Origin of the sequence: Actibacterium sp. EMB200-NS6 (genome assembly GCF_001305615.1) — a bacterium.
GTDB lineage: Bacteria > Pseudomonadota > Alphaproteobacteria > Rhodobacterales > Rhodobacteraceae > Actibacterium_A > Actibacterium_A naphthalenivorans.
Genome location: NZ_CP010869.1, coordinates 3,629,921 through 3,649,316 on the forward strand (window position 1 = coordinate 3,629,921; position 19,396 = coordinate 3,649,316).

Consider the following 19,396-nt stretch of genomic DNA (forward strand, 5'->3'; position numbering starts at 1 on the left):
ACGGTGAAATCGTGACGAAAGGGGTGGCATGACGGAAACCGGCACATCCACACAGCCTGTCTTTGTCACGGGTGGGACCGGCGGGCTGGGGCGCGCGATCTGCACTGGCATGGCACAGCGCGGCCACCCTGTCTTTTTCACCTATCGCAGCAACGCCGACGCCGCGCAGGCCCTGGCCGACGAACTAGGTGGCCCCGGAATGGCGCAATGCGCGCAGGCGGACACCACCGACGCGGGCTCGATCACAGCCGCCGTGGCCGCCGCGACCGCGTGGAAAGGCGCGCCGCACAGTGCGATTTTCGCTTCGGGCGCGCATATCGCCCAACCGTTCGTGTCTCAGATCACCGAGACCGACTGGCAAGGCGTTCTCAATATCGAGCTGATGGGGCTGACGCGTTTCGTCTCGGCGATCCTGCCGGGTTTTCGCGCCGCCGGGCACGGGAATTTCGTCTGCATCACCAGTATCGCAACGGTCAGCTACCCGCCCGGCGATGCGCTGTCGGCCGTGCCGAAGGCCGGGATGGAAATGCTGATGCGGGCCATCGCCCGTGAGGAAGGGCGCTATGGCATCCGGGCCAATTGCGTGGCGCCGGGGCTGATGGATTCCGGGCTGGGGGCGGAATTCATCCGCGACCTTTACACCCCCGACATCTGGGAAACCCAGCGCAAGCGCATCGCGCTGCGCCGCTTCGGCTCGGCCGACGAGCTGGCCGATGTCGTGGCGTTTCTTGCGGGCGACGAGTCGCGCTATGTCACCGGCCAGACGATCTATGCCGATGGTGGTTTCCGGCTGTGATCGCCCCACCGCGCTGAAATTGTGCATTCGACCTATCGAGCGTCGGGTGCCGATCGGTGCGGCATCGCCGTATCTGGGCCAAGCACCCCGCATTCGCGGTTCAACAAACTAGAATATCTGAAAGGAACACCATGCCGAGCGGACCCTTTGCACATGTATGCCTGCTGGTACGTGACCTCGACGTAGCCGTCGACCACTGGACCAAGATCCTCAAGATCCTCGATCCCAAGCAGGTTGAGAAAAAGATCGTCAGATACGAGGATTTCGAAGGTGGCGAAGACAAGATGCGCTGGGCCACGTTCGTGTCTGATCACGGTGCGGAAATGCAGTTCATCGAACCGGGCGAAGGCACGCCCCTGTACAAGCGTCTGGAAAAGCATGGCGAGCATGTGCACCACATTTGCCTGACCACCGACGACGTGCCCGGAACGCTTGAAAAGCTGCGCGCCGAAGGCATCGAAACCGTGGGCACGATCAGCCAGGACCCCGACATGACCTGGCAGGAATGGGGCTGGGTATCACCCAAAAGCGCGCATGGCGTGCTGATCGAGGTGGCCAAGCCCTACAAGAGCAAGAATGACGGAAAATGGTATCCCGCATCTGAAGAATAAGGCTGGGGCGGCCCGTGTCCTGCCCCGGGCACCGCGGGCCGCACCCATCGACCGAGAAACCGCGCAAGGCGCCGCCCGGAACTCCGCCCCCGGGTTGGCGCCCCGCCCCGGCAGCGCCGGTTTTGGGGCCCGCCCCGAATGCTCACCTTCGTTTCCAAGGAGACCAGAGAAATGATGAAAGCTGTTGTGCTTTCCGAAGCCGAAGGCCCCGAAGCCGCCCGCCTGCAGGATGAGCCTGTGCCCCAACCCGCCGCCGGCGAGGTGCGTGTCGCACTGCGCGCGGCCTCGTTGAACCACCGGGAATTGTGGATCAGCCGCGGGATGTACCCCGGCATGAACCTGCCCAGCATCCTGGGCGCCGATGGCGCGGGCGTGGTCGACGCGGTCGGTGACGGGGTCGATGCATCAATGGTCGGCCAGGAGGTGGTGCTTTACCCCGCGCGCGACTGGGGCGACAACCCGGATTACCCCTCGGGCAAGTTCTGCCTGCTGGGGATGCCGATCCCCGGCACTTTGGCGCAATATATCTGTGTGCCCGCCGAAAACGTCTGCACAAAACCCGCGCATCTGAGCTTTGGCCAGGCCGCGGCCCTGCCAACGGCGGCGCTGACCGCCTGGCGCGCACTGACGCGCAAGGCCGGGCTCAAGAAGGGCGACAAGGTGCTGATCACCGGCATCGGTGGCGGTGTCGCGACCTTTGCCCTGGCCTTCGCCGTGGCCAAGGGCGCGGAGGTCTGGGTGACCAGCGGCAACCCCGACAATATCGAACAGGCCATGGCATTGGGCGCCAAGGGCGGTTTCAACTATCGCGAAGAGGGCTGGGGCAAAGCCGCCGGCAAGGCCTCGGGCGGGTTCGATGTGATCATCGACGGCGCACCAGCGGCCTCGTTCGCGGCCTATACACGATCTGTGGCCATGGGCGGCCGGGTGGTGATCTATGGTTCGACCCAAGGCCCCAAGTTCGAAGTCAACGCGCCGGAGTTTTTCCTGCGGCACGCCACGATCTTCGGCACCGCAATGGGCACCGTGGCCGATTTCAACGAGATGATCGGCTTTGTCAGCGACAACACGCTGGAACCCGTGATCGAGAGCACCTTCCCGCTTGACCAGATCGCACAGGCCTTCACCGCATTGCAGGGCAACCACTTTGGCAAGGTCATCGTGGACATTCCCGCCCCGAACGGAGCCTGAGCCGATGAAGAACCTGTTTGACCTGACCGGCAAGACCGCGCTTGTCACCGGCGGCGCCAACGGCATGGGCCGGATGATCGCCCAGGGCCTGATCGAGGCCGGCGCGCATGTCATCGTGACCTCGCGCAAGGAAACCGACGTGGCCGAGGCCGTCGCGGCCCTGTCGCAGTTCGGCTCGGCCGAAGGCATGACGGCGGATCTGTCCTCGGCCGAAGGCGTGGGCGCGCTGAGCACGGCGCTGATCGCGCGCGGCAAGCCGCTGCATATCGTGATCAACAACGCGGGCCGCACCTTCGGCGCGCCGCTTGCCGAATTCCCCGACACCGCCTGGAGCGGTGTGATGATGGTGAACGTGCAGGCGCCGTTCACGCTGGTGCGCGACCTGCTGCCCCTGTTCAAGACGTCGGGCACCGCCGAAGACCCGGTGCGCATTATCAATATCGGGTCGGTCGCGGGCGCGCGGGTCGAGAACCTGCCGGCCTATTCCTATGCCGCCAGCAAGGCCGCGATCCACCACCTGTCCAAGGTGCTGGCGATCGAGCTGGCCGATGAGGCGATTACCGTCAACACGGTGCTGCCGGGTTACTTCCCCACCAAGATGACCACGCATATCCGCGCCGACGACGACCGGCTGGCCGAACTGCGCGATCACATCCCGATGGGACGAATGGGCACAGCCGACGACATCGCCGGCGCCTGCATCTTTCTGTGTTCGCGAGCCGGGGCCTATGTGACCGGCGCGCAGATCCCGGTGGATGGCGGCGTTCTGGCAGGCGGCTAGGCGGCCACTCACGCCTCCCGCGCCTATCCGGCGTCAGGTGCGGGCTTGGCAGCTACTGGAGATACTTCTGCCAAAGGGAGCAGGATTCGGCATATGGATTTCAATCTGACAGAAGAACAGGCCGCCTTCCGCGACATGGTGCGCCGGTGGGTGGACAACGAACTTCCCAAAAGCCTTTCGCGTGAGCTTGAGGCACGGGAAAAGGAATACCCCTTCGAGCTTTGGGAAAAACTGCGCGAAGCGGGTTTTTTCGGGATCGGTATCGATGAGGAATACGGCGGCCAGGGCGGCGATGTGATGATCCAGATGATCCTGGCGCGCGAGCTGTCGCGTTCGCTGGGCGGGCTGCTGTGGGTCTGGGGGCTGACCTCTTTCGCCGGCGCCAAATCCATCGGGCTTTACGGCACCGACGAACAGAAGGCCGAATTCCTGCCCAAGATCGCGGCGGGCGATTGCCGCGTCTCGATCGGCTTTACCGAGCCCGGCGGCGGCACTGATGTGCTGGGCGCCATGAGCACGACCGCCAAGAAGGTTGACGGCGGCTGGGTGCTGAACGGCGAAAAGATGTGGTCTTCGGCCAGCCATGTGGCCGACTATATTCTGCTGCTGGCACGCACCGACAAGGATGTCGAAAAGCGGCATCAGGGCCTGACCCTGTTCTTCGTGCCCACGAAATCCGAGGGCATGGAAAACCACCTTCTGGAAAAGCTCGGGATGCGCGCTGTCGGGTCAAGCCGCGTCGTGCTGAACGATGTTTTCGTCCCCGACAACCTGGTGCTGGGCGAGCCCGGCAATGCCTGGTACATGCTGCTGCCCACGCTCAACAACGAGCGGATCATGGTCGGCGCGCAATGTCTGGGCGCCATCGACGGCGTGCTGGAAGACGCGGTGGACTATGCCAAACAGCGCAAGGCCTTTGGCAAACCCATCGGACAGTTCCAGGCCATTCAGCACTACATCGCCGATATCGCCACATGGCAGCAACAGGTCGAACTGATGCTCTACCATGTGTCCTGGCTGCAATCGACCGGGCAGGAATGCGGCGTACAGGCGAACATGCTCAAGATGGTGGCGTCTGAATCCGCCGTGAAAGCGGCCGATCTGGGCATTCAGATTCTGGGCGGCATGGGCTATTCCGCGGAAACCGACATGCAGCGCTACTGGCGTGATCACCGGATCCTGCGGATCACCCCGATCTCGAACGAGATGGTTCGGAACTCGATCGCCGAGTCCTTCGGTCTGCCCCGCTCGTTCTGACGGGGCCGGTGCGGATGGTCCGTACCTTTCCCCTCTGCCGGTATCCCGCCGCCGCGCGGGGGCCGGTTTTGCGATCACGGCCAGTGCCTGGCGGAACAGAAGATACTGCGAGATAAGGAATAACGGCGTGTTGGAGATCACCCAGAACCTTCCCGGATATGCGGAACAGCTCATCAAGACGGCGCAGCAGTTCCCCGACAGGGTCGCGGTCGTTCTGGACAAGGATCGCAGCACCTATGCCGAACTGGTCGAGGCCGCGAAATGGCGTGCGCGTGAGCTACGCGCGCTTGGCCTGAGCAAGGGTGACAAGCTGGCGCTTCTGATGCCCAATTGCATGGAGTTCGTCGAATTCTTCATCGGCGCCTCGTTCATCGGCGTGGTGGTGGTGCCGATCAACACCCGCTTCCGCGCTTTCGAGCTGGCCCATATCATCCGCGATTCCGGCGCGCGCTGCGTGGTGACGACAGGCGCCGTGGATGAGCATGTGAACTTCAAGCAACTGCTGAACGAGGCGCTGCCCGGTCTGGCCGATGCGAGTTGCGAGGGCCGTCTGGCGATCGAGGGCTTCCCCGCGCTTGAACATATCATCCATTTTCACGACGGCACCCCGCCCTGCATGATCAGTTCCGAGGCACTGCGCGACCGCGCCGGATCGGCCCCGAAACCGGACATGGGCCCCCTGCCCGGCCCGCAGGCCCTGCAACTGATCATGTATACCTCGGGCACCACGGCGGCGCCCAAGGGGTGCCTGCTGCCCAACCGCTGTCTCGTGACCACCGCGCAGCTGACGGCCGGGCTGTTCGACGTGGGCCCGGATGACACCTGGTGGTGCCCGCTGCCGATGTTCCATATCGGCGGGCTGCTGTTCATGACCGTCTGCCTTGCGGTCGGCGCGCGCTTTGTCGGCATGAGCCACTTCGACGTGGATATGGCCTACGCGCAATTCGCCGAATACCCGCCCACGGTGCTTTACCCGCTGTTCCCGACGATCCTGCTGCCACTGATGAGCGCGCCAGAGTTCAAGAACACCGATTTCTCGCGCGTGCGCTTCGTCTTCAACGTAGGCCCCGAGGAAATTCAGCGTCGCATTCAGGCCGCATTCCCCGATGCGCTGCTTCTGTCGGCCTACGGCATGAGCGAAACGACCGGCATCGTGACCTTTAGCCACCCCACGGACACGCTTGAGGAGCGCACCACCACGGTGGGCCATTTCCTGCCCGGCTGGTCGGCGCGGATCGTCGATCCCGAAACCCGGCAAGAGGTCGCTCCGGGCGAACCGGGCGAGATCGCGGTGAAGGGCCCAAGCCTGTTTGCAGGCTATCTGAACCAGCCCGAATTGACCGCCGAAATGCACACCGAAGACGGCTACTTCATGACCGGCGACTATGGCGCGATGGCCGAAAGCGGGCTTTTGCGCTTCCTTGGACGCCTGAAGGATCAGATGAAGGTCGGGGGCGAAAACGTCTCGGCGCTCGAGGTGGAATCCTTCCTGGCCCAGAATGACGCCGTGCGGCTTGCGCAGGTGGTGCCCATCCCGGACGAACGCTATGGCGAGGTTCCGGCGGCCTTCATCGAGCTGGCCCCCGGCGCCACGCTGACCGAGGAAGACGTGCTTAGCCACTGCAAGGGGCGCATCGCAAGTTTCAAGGTGCCCCGCCACGTGCGTTTCGTAACCGAATGGCCGATGTCGGCCACCAAAGTTGCCAAGTTCCGGCTCCGGCAAAAACTGTGTGAGGAGCTGGGTCTTGGCTAAGCGCCCTCGGGCGCAGCCCGCGCCCGTTTTGAACGGAGAGCACAGCCATGACGGCCGAGAAGCATATCTTCATCGTCTATACCAATGCCGTGGACGGGCAGGACGACGCCTTCAACGACTGGTATGACAACCAGCACCTGAACGATGTTCTGAAAATCCCCGGCGTGGTCGCCGCCCAGCGGTTCGCGCTGAGCGACAAGCAGCGGCTCGACCCGCCCTTTCCGTGGAAATACGCTGCGATCTATGAGGTCGAGACCGACGATCTTGATCCGGTGATTGATGCGCTGAAAACCTGGATCGGGACCGAGAAGATGCCGCGTACGGATGCGATGAACCCGCATCGCGAGGCCTATTTCTTTCACCCGATCACAGACCGGCGCCAAACCCCGCAAGAGTAAAACAGACAGGTCGTCAAAGGCCGGCGCCAGGCCGGCCCCCGCAGAGGCCGTCAGTTCAGTTTGCGCTCGTCCAGCCCAAGGCCGCGACCGATGATTTCAAGCATGATCTCGGATGTCCCGGCAAAGATGCGCGACACACGTGCGTCCGTATACATGCGGCAGATCCGGTATTCCTGCATATAGCCCGCGCCGCCATGAAGCTGAACGCAGCGGTCCATGACGGTGCCCTCAAGCTCGGTCGCCATCAGCTTGGCGGCGGCGGCGGTGTCACCATCCAGCGCCTTGTCGTTCTGCAGCATCACGCATTGGTCCACAAAGGTCTGAACCGTATCGATCTCGGCCCGCATCCGGGCCAGCTCGAACCGCGAATTCTGGAACATCCCGATGGGGCGCCCGAACGCGCCGCGCTCTTTGACGTAGTCCAGCGTCAGATCGAACGCGGTCTGCGCGGCTGCCAGGGCGGCAATCGCAACGACAACCCGTTCACCGGCCAGGAACTCGGTCAGATAGTGGAACCCGCGCTCGGGGTCGCCCAGCACGTTGTCCTTGGGCACGCGCACATCCTCGAAGAACAGCTCGGACGTGTCTTGCGAGTCGAGACCCATCTTCTTGAGCCGCTGCCCGCGCGCGAACCCGGCCTGACCGGCCTCGACCACGAAAAGCCCCACACGGTGCTTTTCGGCCTTCGAGGTGCGGGCTGCCACGATCACCAGATCGGCAAGCTGCCCGTTCGAGATATAGGTCTTGGACCCGTTCAGCACCCAGCAATCGTCTTCCTCGACGGCGGTGGTGCGCATCGCGGCCAGATCGCTGCCCGCGTGGGGCTCGGTCAAGGCGATCGCAAGGATCTTGTTGCCCGAGATGCAATCGGGCAGCCAGCGCGCCTTTTGCTCGTCATTTCCCAAGTGGCCCAGATAGGGGGCCACCAGGTTGGAATGCAGGTGGATATAGAACCCCGGATCACCGTGGCGCATGTTTTCCTCGGACACGATCTGCTCGTAGCGCAGATCGCTGATGCCGGCCCCGCCGTATTTCTCATCAGCCCAGGTCAGAAGCAGGCCAAGTTCGCCTGCCTTGACATAGGCCTCACGGTCCACATGACCCTGTTCGCGCCAGCGCTCTGCATGTGGTCCGATCTCGTTCTGGAAGAACCGCCGGACGGTATCGCGAAACTGCTCGTGCTCGGGTTCGAAAATCGTTCTTTTCATGCCTGGCTACCGATCACGCAAAGATTTTGCGGGCGTCGGCCGCACGTTCGCGCAACCAGGGCGACGGGGTGAACCGGGGGCCGTATTTCGCCGCCAGCGCATCGCATTCCTCGACAAAGGCCGCCACGCCCACTGTGTCGATCAGCGACATGGTCCCGCCGGTATAGGTCGGGAAGGCCCAACCCAGAACCGACCCGATATCGCCGTCCTCGGGACGGGTCAGAACGCCCTCTTCCAGACAGCGCACGGTTTCCAGCGACTGGATATACAGCAGACGCTTTTTCAGCTCTTCGATGTCGGGCTGGGTTTCGGCAACCGGGAAGGCCTCGGCCAGACCTTTCCACAGATGCTTTTTCCCGTCCTCGGGGTATTCAAAGAACCCCGCGCCTGCCTTGCGGCCGGGGCGCTTGAACTCGTTCATCATGCGATCCATGACCTTGTAGGACACGGGCACGGTATAGGCGTCGCCCTCTTCCTTGATGGCCTGATTGCAGATCTTCAGCGGCAGCTCGATCGACACCTCGTCGGTCACCTGAAGCGGGCCGACCGGCATGCCGGCCATCTTGCCGGCGTTTTCGATCATCGCAGGCAGAACGCCCTCTTGCAGCATCGCCATGCCTTCGTGGATGAAGGTCTGGAACACGCGGCTGGTGTAGAAGCCGCGGCTGTCGTTGACCACGATCGGGGTCTTGCGGATCTGTTTCACGAAATCCAGCGCCTTGGCCAGCGTCGCGTCAGAGGTTTTCTTGCCCATGATCACCTCGACAAGGGCCATACGGTCCACTGGCGAGAAGAAGTGCAGGCCGATGAAATCCTCGGGGCGTACAAACGCTTCGGCCAGGGTCGAGATTGGCAGGGTCGAGGTGTTCGACGCAAAAGGCGCGGTGCCCGGAATGACGGCGGCGGCCTTCTTGGTCACGTCGGCCTTGACGCCTGTGTCTTCGAACACGGCTTCGATCACCAGATCGGCGCCTTCAAGCTGTGCGTAATCGGTGGTGGCGGTGACACGGGCCAGAACAGCGTCAGCCGCGTCGCGCGTACGCTTGCCGCGATCGACCATCTTGTCCAGAACCTTGGCCGAATAGGCCTTGCCCTTGTCGGCATTTTCCTGGGTCGCGTCGATCAGCACGACTTCGATGCCCGCGGCAGCGGCCACATAGGCAATGCCCGCGCCCATCATGCCTGCCCCCAGTACGCCCAGTTTCCTGGTCGTGTAGGTGGGCACGCCTTCGGGGCGCATTTCCAGGGCGTCGTTCTTGCCCTTGTTCAGGAAGGTCGTGCGGATGATGTTGCGCGACACAGGGTCGGTGACCAGACGGGCGAAATACTTGTTCTCAAGCGCCTGCGCCCCGTCAAAGGTCAGCTGCATCCCTTCGAACACCAGGCTCGCGATAGCAATCGGCGCGGGATAGTTCTGATAGGTCTTTGCGCTGAGTGCGGGGCCCTGCATGGTGAACGTGATCGCGGTCTTGGCGTCCAGCAGACCGAACGAGGCCAGCGGCGCATAGCCTTTCACGTCCCACGGCTTGACCGGATCGGGTCCGGTGGCCAGCCAGGCGCGCGCGGCATCCATCAGCTTGTCAGCCGGGACGACCTCATCCACGATGCCTTTTTCCAGCGCTTCGGCCGGCGGCATGGTCTTGCCCGACAGCAGTACGTCCAGCGCGGTTTCCGTGCCGACGATGCGCGGCAGACGCTGCGTGCCGCCGGAACCGGGCAGCAGCCCCAAGTTGACCTCGGGCAGGCCGACCACGGCCTTGGGATCGTCCACCAGGATACGGTAGTGGCAGGCCAGCGCCAGTTCGAACCCGCCGCCAAGCGCCAGGCCGTTCATCACACAGACGAAAGGCTTGCCGCAGGTTTCCATCAGGCGGTGCATGTCGCTGGGCTTCTTGCAGAAGGCGACAACATCGTGAGGCGACATGCCCCGGTCATAGGCCGAGCCGATGAATTTCAGATCGGCGCCAGCCATGAAGGCCTTCTTGCCCGAGGTGACGATCGCACCCGTGATCGCCTCGTCATCGGCGACGCGCTGCACGGCCTCGGTGAATTCGGTGATGAACTCGGGTGACACCAGGTTCATCGACTCGTCGGCATTATCAAGGGTGAGAACGGCAATGCCGTTCTCTTCGACGTCGAATTTAATGTGCTTCATTTACTTTGGTCCCCGGATCAGACGCGTTCGATAATGGTTGCCGTGCCCAGGCCGTTGCCGGCGCACAGCGTCACAAGGGCGGTGTTCAGGTCGCGCCGCTCCAGCTCGTCCAGAACGGTGCCCAGGATCATCGCGCCGGTTGCACCCAGCGGGTGACCCATGGCAATCGCGCCGCCGTTGACGTTCACGATCTCGGGGTCGAGGTCGAGCGCGTTCATGAACCGCATCACAACCGAGGCGAAGGCTTCGTTGATCTCGAACAGGTCGATATCGTCCAGCGTCATCCCGGCCCGCTTGAGCGTCTTGCGGGTCACGTCGGCGGGGGCGGTCAGCATGATCGTGGGTTCGGACCCGATCGAGGTGAAGGCGCGGAACTTGGCGCGCGGCTTCAGCCCCGAGGCCTTGCCGAAGGTTTCGTTGCCGACCAGAACGGCGGCGGCGCCATCAACGATCCCGCTGGAGTTGCCGCCGGTGTGCACATGGTTCACCGCTTCGATCTGCGGGTAGCGCATCATGCCGACCTTGTCGAACCCGGCCTTTTCGCCCAGCGCCGTGAACGCGGGCTTGAGGTTGCCCAGCTTTTCCAGCGTGGTGCCGGGGCGCATGTATTCGTCGTGATCCAGGATCACATCGCCCAGCTTGTCCTTGATCGGCGCGATCGAGCCCGAAAAGCGCTGGCCCTGCCATGCGGCGGCGGCGCGGCGCTGGCTTTCGACAGCATAGGAATCGACATCTTCGCGCGTATAGCCATCCAGCGTCGCGATCATGTCGGCGCCGATGCCCTGCGGGGCGAAATAGTTGTGATAGTTCACCCAAGGGTCGGCCGACCATGCGCCGGTGTCCGCCCCGATATAGGTGCGCGACATGCATTCCACGCCGCCCCCGATAGCCGCATCGGTCTGACCGCTCATGATATGCGCGGCGGCGGTGTTCACGGCCTCGAGCGCCGAGGCGCAGAACCGGTGCACCTGCTGGCCGGCGACGCTTTCTTCGTAGCCTGCGTTCAGCACGGCGCCGCGGGCGATGTTGCCGCCCTGCTCGCCCACCGGCTGCGCACAACCCAGGATGACATCGTCAAGCAGCGCGGTATCAAGCTCGTTGCGGTCCCGCATGGCGCCCAGAACCTGCGAAGCGAGATCAACAGCAGTGATTTCATGAAGCGAGCCATCAGCGCGCCCCTTCCCGCGGGGCGAACGGACGTGATCATAGATATATGCCTCGGGCACAGCGACCTCCTGTTTCAGATATCGGAAACTTCTTACCGTGTAGCTAGACCGCCGCGCCCCGATGCTCACCTATCGCAAGGCAGGCCTTGCAGGTGAATCCCGCCCTGCCTTTTCCGCCCCAAGAGCCCCGGTTTGCGCCCGGGCCCGGGCGGCATGGTCGACACGTGGCCGATGGCCCGCCACCTAAAATCTATAATACCTTGACGCGGCGCAGATTTGTGGAAGAAATATATCTGGGCACAAAAATAATATTTAACTTGCCCGGGTTTGACACAAACATCTGACTATTTTTGGGGGGAAGAATGACGATACGAATTGTGATCGGGCGCGTCCTGAAAGGTGTGGCGGTGAGCATGGGCCTGGCGGCATCGGCCCTTGGTCAGACGACAACCGGCGTCACCGACGACGAAATCCTGATCGGTATGTTCGCGCCGCTTTCCGGCCCGCTTGCCGCCTATGGCACGGACCCGATAAATGCCGCGCGGGCCTATTTCGACGACATCAACGCCAAGGGCGGCATCCACGGCCGCACCATCCGCTATCTGGTCGAAGACGACAAATGCACTCCCGCTGCGGCCAATACGGTGGTGCGGAAATTCATCACCGTGGAAAAGGTGTTCCTGCTGCTGGGCGGGTCATGTTCGGGATCGACGGTTTCGATTCAGGAACTGGTGAATCAGGAAAAAGTGCCGCATTTCATGCTGAACGCCTCGGGCGATGCGGGTGTCTATCCGCCCACGACATATCAGTTCGGCTCGGCACCCGGCACACAGCGCGCCACGCTGGCTGCCGTGATGATGTATGCGATCGAGGGGCTGGGCGCGAAATCCGTCGGGGTTCTGGGCCCAAATGACGCGATGGGCACCTCGGCGCTGGAAATGATCACGGCGATGGCCGAGAAATACGACATCAAGGTCGTCGCGAATGAGATCGTGCCGAACAATGCCACCGACGTGACCGTGCCCGTGCTGAACGTGCATTCGGCCAATCCCGATGTGATCATCCTGACCACCTATGCGCCCCCGACCACGCTGGTGATGAAAAAGCTGACCGAGTTTGGCCTGCTGGACAAGCCGGTGATCTCGGCCATTCAGGGCGTTTCCAACACCGAGGCGTTCGTGGGCAGCCTTGATGGCAACACCGCCGGTCTGGGCAAGTTCTATTACGCCCATCCGCTGGTGGCCGAATCGATGGACGATCCGGCGCTGAAGCCGTGGAAGGATCTGATGGTGAAATACTATCCCGACCGCCCCGAGCCCGGCATCGTCGGGGCCTATGGCTTTCCCCATGCGATGGCGATCGTCGACGCACTGGAACGCGCGGGGCCGGATCTGACGCGCGAGGCCTTCATGGAAGCGATCGACCAGACCAACCTTGAGACCGGCGTCATGGCCACACCAACGGTCTTCACGCCCGAGCGGCGCGATTCCAACCGCGGACAGATCATCGTCAAGTTCGACGGCTCGACCGTGACCCGTGTCGGCGGCCCCTATACCTGGGACGCGCTGATCGACCCGGCGGTGTTCGACGACTGACCCTTGTTCGCGCCGCTCTGTCGGCGCGGGCACCGCTATTGCCGCCCCTCAACGCAGTCGAAAGGAAAGCCCCCAATGTCCACGACGCTGGCCTTGGTGATACTGAGCGGGATCGCGACCGGATCGGTCTATGCGCTGATCGCGCTGTCCATCGTGATCGTCTACAAATCCTCCGAAGCGGTCAATTTCGCGGCCGGCGAGCTGGTCATGATCGGGGCCTATGTCGCGCTGTTTCTGGTCGTCTCGTCCTCGGTGCCCTACTGGCTGATCTTTCCCATCGTCGCGGTGGCTACATTTGCCCTGGGCGCTGCCTTCGAAAGGCTGGCGATCGTGCCCATCACCCGCCGCATGAGCGGGCGTGAAAGCCCGCTGATCCCCATCGTGATCGCCACTTTCGGCCTGTCGCTGATGCTGAAAGGCATCGTGCGGGTGATCCCCTATACCGAAGAGGTCCGGTCGCTGCCGCCACTTGTCACCGGCCCGCCGTTTTTCGTGGGCGGCGTACCGATCCTGCGGGCGGATGTGGCGATTGTCAGCATCGCGGTGCTGGCCATTCTGGGGTTCTGGCTGTTCTTCACGCGCACCTTGCTGGGCCGGGCGCTTCAGGCCTCAAGCCAGAACCCGCTGTGCGCGGCGCTGTCGGGCATTCCGGTGGCGCGGATGCGCATGATCGTCTGGGGCATCGCCGGGGTGATGGCCGGGATCTGCGGCGTGCTGGTGGGGCCCAAGCTGGGGCTGACCCCCGATATGGGCGGGGTCATCATGACCGCGCTGGCCGCGGCCGTGATCGGCGGGTTCAGCAACCTGCCCGGCTCGATCATCGGGGGGTTCGTCGTGGGGGTGGTGCAAAACCTGATCGGCTATTTCTTCGGGTCCGACACCATCATCGTTGCCCCGTTCATCATCATCATGATCGTGCTTGTGCTGCGCCCGCAGGGGCTTTTCGGCGGCACAGCCTCTGTCAAGAAAGTCTGACCATGTATGGACGCCTGTCTATCGCCGAGCTTGCCTGGCCGGCCGGCATTCTTCTTCTGGGCCTGCTGATCCCGCAGGTCGCCAATGATTATCAGCTTTATATCGGCTGCGGGCTGATCACCTATGTGGTGCTGGCCATCGGGCTGGACATCATCATGGGCCGCGCGGGGCAGTTCGCCTTCAGCCATGTGGCCTTCTATGGGATCGGTGCCTATACGACCGCGATCCTGCAACAGCGCTTCGGCATCCCCTTTCCGGTCGGCCTGCTGTTGGCGATCCTCATGTCGGCGCTGCTGGCCTGGGTCGTCGCGCTGGCCTCGGTGCGGCTGCGCAACATCTATCTGGGTCTTGCCACCGTGGCCTTTGCCTCGGCGATGCACTGGCTGGCGCAAAGCTGGAAAACCGTGACCGGCGGGGTAGACGGGCTGCGGCTGCAACCGTCGGATTTCATCTTCTTCACCTCGACCACCGACGCCAGCAATTTCCGCGTCCTTGTCGTGATCCTGACCGTCGTCCTGCTGGCCACGTTCCTGCTGAACCGGTCGAAACTGGGCCGATCCATGGCCGCGTTGCGCGACAGCGAACATGTGGCCTCGGTCTCGGGCGTCAACGTGCGCCGGACCAAGGCCTGGGCCTTCGTGATCTCAAGCGCCTACGCCTGTATCGGCGGCGGCATGCTGGTGGTGTTCAACTCGTTCATCGACCCCGAGAACTTTACCTTCGCGCCCGCCGTCCTTCTGCTGACCATGATCGTGGTCGGCGGCATGGGCACGGTGGCGGGTGTCGTGATCGGCGCCATCGTCCTGGGCATCCTGCCCGAGGTCCTGGGCGCGACCATGGGTGATTTTCTGGTCTGGCAGGAATTCGTCTACGGGCTGATCCTTGTCCTGTCGATCACGCTTATGCCCAATGGCATCCATGGGCTTGTCACCTCTCTTATCTCCAAGAACCGGACATCGACATGAGCCTGCTTGAACTGGACGAGGTGACCATCAAATTCGGCGGCCTCACCGCGCTTGACCACTTTTCCCTCTCGGTCCAGGAGGGCACGATCCATGCGCTGATCGGCCCCAACGGCGCCGGGAAATCCACCGCCTTCAACGCCATCACGCGGGTCTATAACCTGACCGGCGGGCAGGTGCGCTTTGCGGGGTCGCCGATTTCCACGCTGCCGCCGCATGCGCTGGCGGGGCTGGGCATCGCGCGCACCTTTCAGAACATCGAACTGTGCGGCCGCATGACGGTGCTGGAAAACCTGCTTTTGGGCATGAGCAGCCGGATCGAGACTTACAACCCGTTCCTGCCCGGCCCCGGCCGGTCCCGCATCGAGGCCGCCGCCATCGCCGAGGCCGAGGCGTTGCTAGAGCGCATGGGCCTTAGCGACATGCGCGACACCAAGGCCAATGCGCTGGATTTCGGGCGTCAGAAGATGCTGGACATCCTGCGGGCGCTGGCCGCCAAGCCGCGGCTTTTGCTGCTGGACGAACCGGCCGCAGGGCTGCGCAACCGCGAGATCGCCGCGCTGGACAAGCTGCTGACGGAACTGCGCGACCGCGAAGGGATCACCATCCTGCTGGTCGAACATGTGATGCAGCTTGTCATGGCCATCGCCGATCGGATCACGGTGCTGAATTTCGGAACGAAGATCGCCGAAGGGTTGCCGCAGGACGTGCGCGAAGACCCCAAGGTCATCGAAGCTTATTTGGGAAGTGGCTATGCTGAAGCTTGACGATGTCGGGGCCGGCTATGGGGCCGTCAAGGCGCTTGAGGGCGTAAGCCTTCAGGTGGAACAGGGCCAGATGGTCTGCCTTCTTGGGGCCAATGGCGCGGGCAAAAGCACCACGCTGAACTGTATTTCGGGGATCGTGCCCTTGCGCGGGGGCGACATCACGCTGGACGGCGAAAGCATCGCAGGCAAAAGCACCGAAGACATCGTGCGGCGCGGCATCGCCCAGGTGCCCGAGGGGCGAGAGACCTTCCCCGAAATGTCCGTGGCCGACAATCTGTTGCTGGGCGGGTGGATTCACCGGCGCCAACGCAAACAGCTGCGCGATGATCTGGACCGGGTCTATACCACCTTCCCGCGCCTCAAGGAACGCGAACAGCAACACGCGGGGCTGCTGTCGGGCGGCGAGCAGCAGATGCTGATGATCGGCCGGGCGCTGATGTCGCGGCCGCGGATATTGCTGATGGACGAGCCCAGCCTGGGCCTGTCGCCCGTGCTGGTCGAGCACCTGTTCCAGACGATTGTCGAACTGAACCGCAGCGGGCTGACCATCCTGATCGTCGAGCAGAACGCCCAGCTTGCCCTCAAGGTCAGCGAATACGGCTATATCCTTGAAAACGGCGAGATCGCGTTTCACGGGGTCTCGGCGGCGTTGCGCGAAGACCCCAAGGTGCACGAGGCCTATCTGGGCACCTGACCCGCGCGGGCCTCAGCCCAGTGCCGCGGGGTTGTCGGGCTGTTCGGGGCCAAGAAAGATCGCGTCCAGCAGCGCCACCAGAAACGCTGCGGCGACCGCCCCGCCAAAGACCAGCACGATGCGCGTAAAGGCGGCGTAGCCGGGGCTTTGGGTGGAAAGCGCGCTCATGACCAGGGCCAGCGTGGTGGTCAGGGCGAACTGATACACCATCGCCTCGTAGCGCCCGTGGATCATCCGGTCGGCCAGAAACAGCCCGGCCAGGAACACCAGGCCGATCAGCACCTCGAAATGCGAACTGAAGGTCAGGATCGTCAGGATCACCATGCTTAGCCCCGCGCCATAGGCGGTTGCGATCACCCGTTCGCGCGCTTCGGAAAAGACCTGTTCACGGGTGGGAAAGACAAGCACGAAGACCGCCGCCACCGCCAGCAGCATATCCGAGGCCGGAAGGATCGCGTGCAGCCAGAAGCTGAGCAACATCATCACCACGGCCCGGATCAGAGACCCCTTGCCATGATGGCCCCAGGCGGGCTCGGGTTCGTCCACATGAACCTGGTTCGAGGCGGCTGGCAGCAGGTAATACAGCACCGGCACGGCGACCAGCGCCACCAGCGACCCTTCGATGAACCCGTCGCGGAAATAGAACAGCGCGGCGCGTTCCTTCATGCCCATGATCGACATCAGCGACGCCGCCACAAGGATGAGCATCCCGAACGGGCTGCCCGTGCGGCGCGTGATATAGAAGGCCAGGAAATAGACGCAGAACACGAGGGCCAGCATCAGCACCGGCACATCCCGTGTCAGCGCCACCAGCGCCGTCATCAGCCAGATCGCCGCGATAAAGGCAATCGGCGCGCCAATGGCCCGCGCCGGGCTGAAGGCCTTGCGGCTGCCCGCCATCAGACCGACCGGCAGCGCCGCGATCAGGGGCGGTATGGCCGGATGGGTGATCTGAATGACGATGATGCCGATGACCGACATAAAGGCCATGCGCACCGCAAAGAGCGGATCGTCGGCAAGCACCGGCCTTGGGGTCACATACATCTTGCTGCCTCAGTACAGGGCGGTGGCGAAACCCTGCAGCCGCAGGAAGAACGCAGCCAGAAGCGAAATCGGATGCCCCGGCCTTTGGGCATGGATCAGCACGCTGACCTTGCCGCCCAGGCGCGCCTTTTGCGGCCACATCCCGGTGCCTTCGGTGTCAAGGTTGATGCGCACGGGAATCCGGCGTGCGGGTTCGAACCACTGTGTCGCGGGCTTGTTGACCGGCAGCCCTCCGACCTCGGTCTGGCCGGGGTTGATCCCCCAGGCGATACTATCCACCCGGCCCTGGAAGATCCGGCCCGGCAGGGCGTCGAACAGAATCTCCACCGTGTCGCCCGGATCGACATTCACCAGCTGGTTCTCGCGCAGATCCGCGTTGATCCAGAAGCCTTCGGATTCGATGAACGTCATCGCCGGGCTGCCGGCGCCCATGAACTGACCCACCGACAGTTTCAGGTTCGTCACCACGCCCGGGCGCGGCGCGCGCACCGTGGTGGACAAAAGGTCGTAATTCGCCTGCTCCAGCCGCAGCTGCGCCGCGCGGATCTGCGGGTTGTCGTCCCCCGTGACCCCCAGCTGGCGTTTGGCGCTGTCAAGCTGCGCCAGGGCGGCATCCAATGTGGCCTGCGCGTTTTCCAAAGCGGCGCGCGCGTTGTCCACCTGGGCTTTGGGCACCAGACCGCGCCGGGACAGGGCCAGGGTGCGGTCATTGGCGGCACGGGCATTTTCCAGACTGGCGCGCGCCTGCGCGACATTGGCCTGGCTGGCCACAAGCTGGGCCGAAGACGCATCAAGAGACTGATGCGCCTGTTGCAACTGTGCCTTGGCCTGTTCGACAACCAGCTGAAACGGGCGTGCGTCAATGTGGAAAAGCGGCGCGTCGGCGGCGACAAAGGCGTTATCGTCGACCTCAACCCGCATCACGCGGCCGGAAACGCGCGGGGCGACCTGTGTCACGTTGGCCATGACGATGCCCCGGTTCGTGCCCGGCGCGTAGCGGTCGGAGGCCACGTACCACCCGACGATGCCGGCAAGGATCAGCAGTACGAGCAAACCGACTTTCTTGGCCGGATTGCCGGCCTTTGCCTCGTCTGCCACGGTTTCCGAAGCCGGGGTGCCGGGGCCGGGCGTCGTTTCTGTATCGGGGGTGTTCGTCATGTCCGGGTCGTTTCCATTCTGTCTTATCACTTTGGGCAAATTACTTTTGGAATGAACCGTTTTCGGCCCAAACCGCGACGCCATCCACCTTCGGCGAGGCGGCAATGCCGTGAATCACGATGTCCAGCGCGCGCTGGCAGGTTTGCTTCCGGGTGGCCGCGTCCCTGTCCTGCAGAACGCCGGCGAACATCCGAAAGGCCAAAAGCATGTCCGGTGTCCCGACCGTCGCGCGGATCAGACCGGCCTGTCGCGCCCGTTCGATCGGCGCGTCCAGCACCACGGCCAATCGGGCCCGGCTGGCCGACACCGTCTCGACCGAGATATCGGCGGTGCTCAAGTAATCGAACAAGGCCATGCTGTCCGCCATCTCCTCGGCCACATGCGCCAGCAGCGCAAAAACCGCGTCATCCCTGCCACCCAGAGCAACCGCTGCCGCTTCGAGCCGTTCAAGCGTTTCGTCCAGCAAGGCCAGCATCAACGCCTGCCGGTCGGGAAAGTTCCGGTAAAGGGTCGCGCGCCCGACGGCGGCACGCGCGCACACAAGATCAAGAGGCACCGAAGTGCCCTCTTCAGCGACAACATCCGCCGCGGCGGCCAGAATCCTGGCGCGATTTTGACGTGCATCCGCGCGCTTGCTCATTCCCCGCTCATACGGACATCGGTGTCCGGATGTCAACAGGCAAGGATTTGGCACGGCCCTTGATATTTCACTGCGGGCCCAAGGCGCGCGGCTAGCTGGCGATCAACCGCGGGGGTTGGCGCGTTTGCCAAGGTGGTTCGAGCGAAAAGGAGCGTGGCCGATCGCGTGCCGGACCCCTGCAGGGGCTGGGCCTGTATCATCACCAGGCGCGAGCTGCGTGTGCTTTGCTGAGGGATAAAAACCAA

18 protein-coding genes are annotated in these 19,396 nt (G+C 63.4%); 12 read left to right on the forward strand and 6 right to left on the reverse strand.

Annotated elements, in window-relative coordinates:
* Positions 1–28: 28 nt before the first annotated feature.
* The 7 genes from TQ29_RS17635 (at position 29) to TQ29_RS17665 (ending at position 6,787) form a co-directional block, all read left to right on the forward strand.
* Positions 29–796 carry an SDR family NAD(P)-dependent oxidoreductase gene (locus TQ29_RS17635; protein WP_054540237.1) on the forward strand — a complete coding sequence of 256 codons (768 nt, stop codon included), beginning with the start codon at positions 29–31 and terminating at the stop codon, positions 794–796.
* 131 nt (positions 797–927) lie between these two features.
* On the forward strand, positions 928–1,407 hold the full coding sequence (locus TQ29_RS17640; RefSeq protein ID WP_052071173.1) for a VOC family protein: 480 nt from the start codon (positions 928–930) through the stop codon (positions 1,405–1,407).
* A 171-nt stretch (positions 1,408–1,578) separates the two neighbouring features.
* The gene (locus TQ29_RS17645) at positions 1,579–2,598 is read left to right on the forward strand and encodes a zinc-binding dehydrogenase (protein WP_207642724.1); all 1,020 of its coding nucleotides are present in this window, start codon (positions 1,579–1,581) and stop codon (positions 2,596–2,598) included.
* Between the two features lie 4 nt (positions 2,599–2,602).
* The gene (locus TQ29_RS17650) at positions 2,603–3,379 is read left to right on the forward strand and encodes an SDR family oxidoreductase (RefSeq protein WP_054540238.1); all 777 of its coding nucleotides are present in this window, start codon (positions 2,603–2,605) and stop codon (positions 3,377–3,379) included.
* Between the two features lie 93 nt (positions 3,380–3,472).
* Complete coding sequence (locus TQ29_RS17655) at positions 3,473–4,636, forward strand: acyl-CoA dehydrogenase family protein (RefSeq protein ID WP_054540239.1); 1,164 nt, start codon at positions 3,473–3,475, stop codon at positions 4,634–4,636.
* A gap of 127 nt (positions 4,637–4,763) precedes the next feature.
* Positions 4,764–6,389: a class I adenylate-forming enzyme family protein gene (locus TQ29_RS17660; RefSeq protein ID WP_054540240.1), complete on the forward strand. Its 1,626-nt coding sequence runs from the start codon at positions 4,764–4,766 to the stop codon at positions 6,387–6,389.
* 47 nt (positions 6,390–6,436) lie between these two features.
* The gene (locus TQ29_RS17665) at positions 6,437–6,787 is read left to right on the forward strand and encodes a DUF4286 family protein (protein WP_054540241.1); all 351 of its coding nucleotides are present in this window, start codon (positions 6,437–6,439) and stop codon (positions 6,785–6,787) included.
* Positions 6,788–6,837: 50 nt separating this feature from the next.
* On the opposite strand, the gene TQ29_RS17670 is transcribed toward TQ29_RS17665, so the two are convergent.
* The 3 genes from TQ29_RS17670 to TQ29_RS17680 are packed head-to-tail and all read right to left on the reverse strand — an operon-like array spanning position 6,838 to position 11,376.
* Complete coding sequence (locus tag TQ29_RS17670; protein WP_054540242.1) at positions 6,838–7,995, reverse strand: acyl-CoA dehydrogenase family protein; 1,158 nt, start codon at positions 7,993–7,995, stop codon at positions 6,838–6,840.
* 13 nt (positions 7,996–8,008) lie between these two features.
* Positions 8,009–10,150: a 3-hydroxyacyl-CoA dehydrogenase NAD-binding domain-containing protein gene (locus TQ29_RS17675; RefSeq protein ID WP_054540243.1), complete on the reverse strand. Its 2,142-nt coding sequence runs from the start codon at positions 10,148–10,150 to the stop codon at positions 8,009–8,011.
* Positions 10,151–10,167: 17 nt separating this feature from the next.
* Positions 10,168–11,376 (reverse strand): acetyl-CoA C-acetyltransferase, encoded by a 1,209-nt coding sequence (locus TQ29_RS17680; protein ID WP_054540244.1) that lies wholly within the window; start codon positions 11,374–11,376, stop codon positions 10,168–10,170.
* 302 nt (positions 11,377–11,678) lie between these two features.
* On the opposite strand from TQ29_RS17680, the gene TQ29_RS17685 reads away from it, so the two are divergent.
* The 5 genes from TQ29_RS17685 to TQ29_RS17705 all read left to right on the forward strand — a co-directional run bounded on the left by TQ29_RS17685 (position 11,679) and on the right by TQ29_RS17705 (position 16,309).
* The gene (locus TQ29_RS17685) at positions 11,679–12,911 is read left to right on the forward strand and encodes an ABC transporter substrate-binding protein (RefSeq protein WP_082386714.1); all 1,233 of its coding nucleotides are present in this window, start codon (positions 11,679–11,681) and stop codon (positions 12,909–12,911) included.
* A gap of 75 nt (positions 12,912–12,986) precedes the next feature.
* Entirely contained in the window at positions 12,987–13,886 is a 900-nt protein-coding gene (locus TQ29_RS17690) for a branched-chain amino acid ABC transporter permease (protein ID WP_054540246.1), read from the forward strand.
* Positions 13,887–13,888: 2 nt separating this feature from the next.
* Entirely contained in the window at positions 13,889–14,851 is a 963-nt protein-coding gene (locus tag TQ29_RS17695) for a branched-chain amino acid ABC transporter permease (RefSeq protein WP_054540247.1), read from the forward strand.
* Positions 14,848–15,615, forward strand: a complete 768-nt coding sequence (locus TQ29_RS17700) for an ABC transporter ATP-binding protein (protein WP_054540248.1) — start codon at positions 14,848–14,850, stop codon at positions 15,613–15,615. The genes TQ29_RS17695 and TQ29_RS17700 overlap by 4 nt, the downstream gene beginning before the upstream one ends.
* A complete protein-coding gene (locus TQ29_RS17705) occupies positions 15,602–16,309 on the forward strand; it encodes an ABC transporter ATP-binding protein (protein WP_054540249.1) in 708 nt (235 codons plus the stop codon). Before TQ29_RS17700 ends, TQ29_RS17705 begins: the two co-directional genes overlap by 14 nt.
* A gap of 12 nt (positions 16,310–16,321) precedes the next feature.
* Here TQ29_RS17705 and TQ29_RS17710 read toward each other — a convergent pair whose 3' ends face one another.
* The 3 genes from TQ29_RS17710 to TQ29_RS17720 are packed head-to-tail and all read right to left on the reverse strand — an operon-like array spanning position 16,322 to position 19,151.
* Positions 16,322–17,353: an FUSC family protein gene (locus tag TQ29_RS17710; RefSeq protein ID WP_054540250.1), complete on the reverse strand. Its 1,032-nt coding sequence runs from the start codon at positions 17,351–17,353 to the stop codon at positions 16,322–16,324.
* 9 nt (positions 17,354–17,362) lie between these two features.
* A complete protein-coding gene (locus TQ29_RS17715) occupies positions 17,363–18,511 on the reverse strand; it encodes an HlyD family secretion protein (RefSeq protein ID WP_082386715.1) in 1,149 nt (382 codons plus the stop codon).
* Between the two features lie 40 nt (positions 18,512–18,551).
* The gene (locus TQ29_RS17720) at positions 18,552–19,151 is read right to left on the reverse strand and encodes a TetR/AcrR family transcriptional regulator (protein WP_054540251.1); all 600 of its coding nucleotides are present in this window, start codon (positions 19,149–19,151) and stop codon (positions 18,552–18,554) included.
* Between the last annotated feature and the right edge of the window lie 245 nt (positions 19,152–19,396).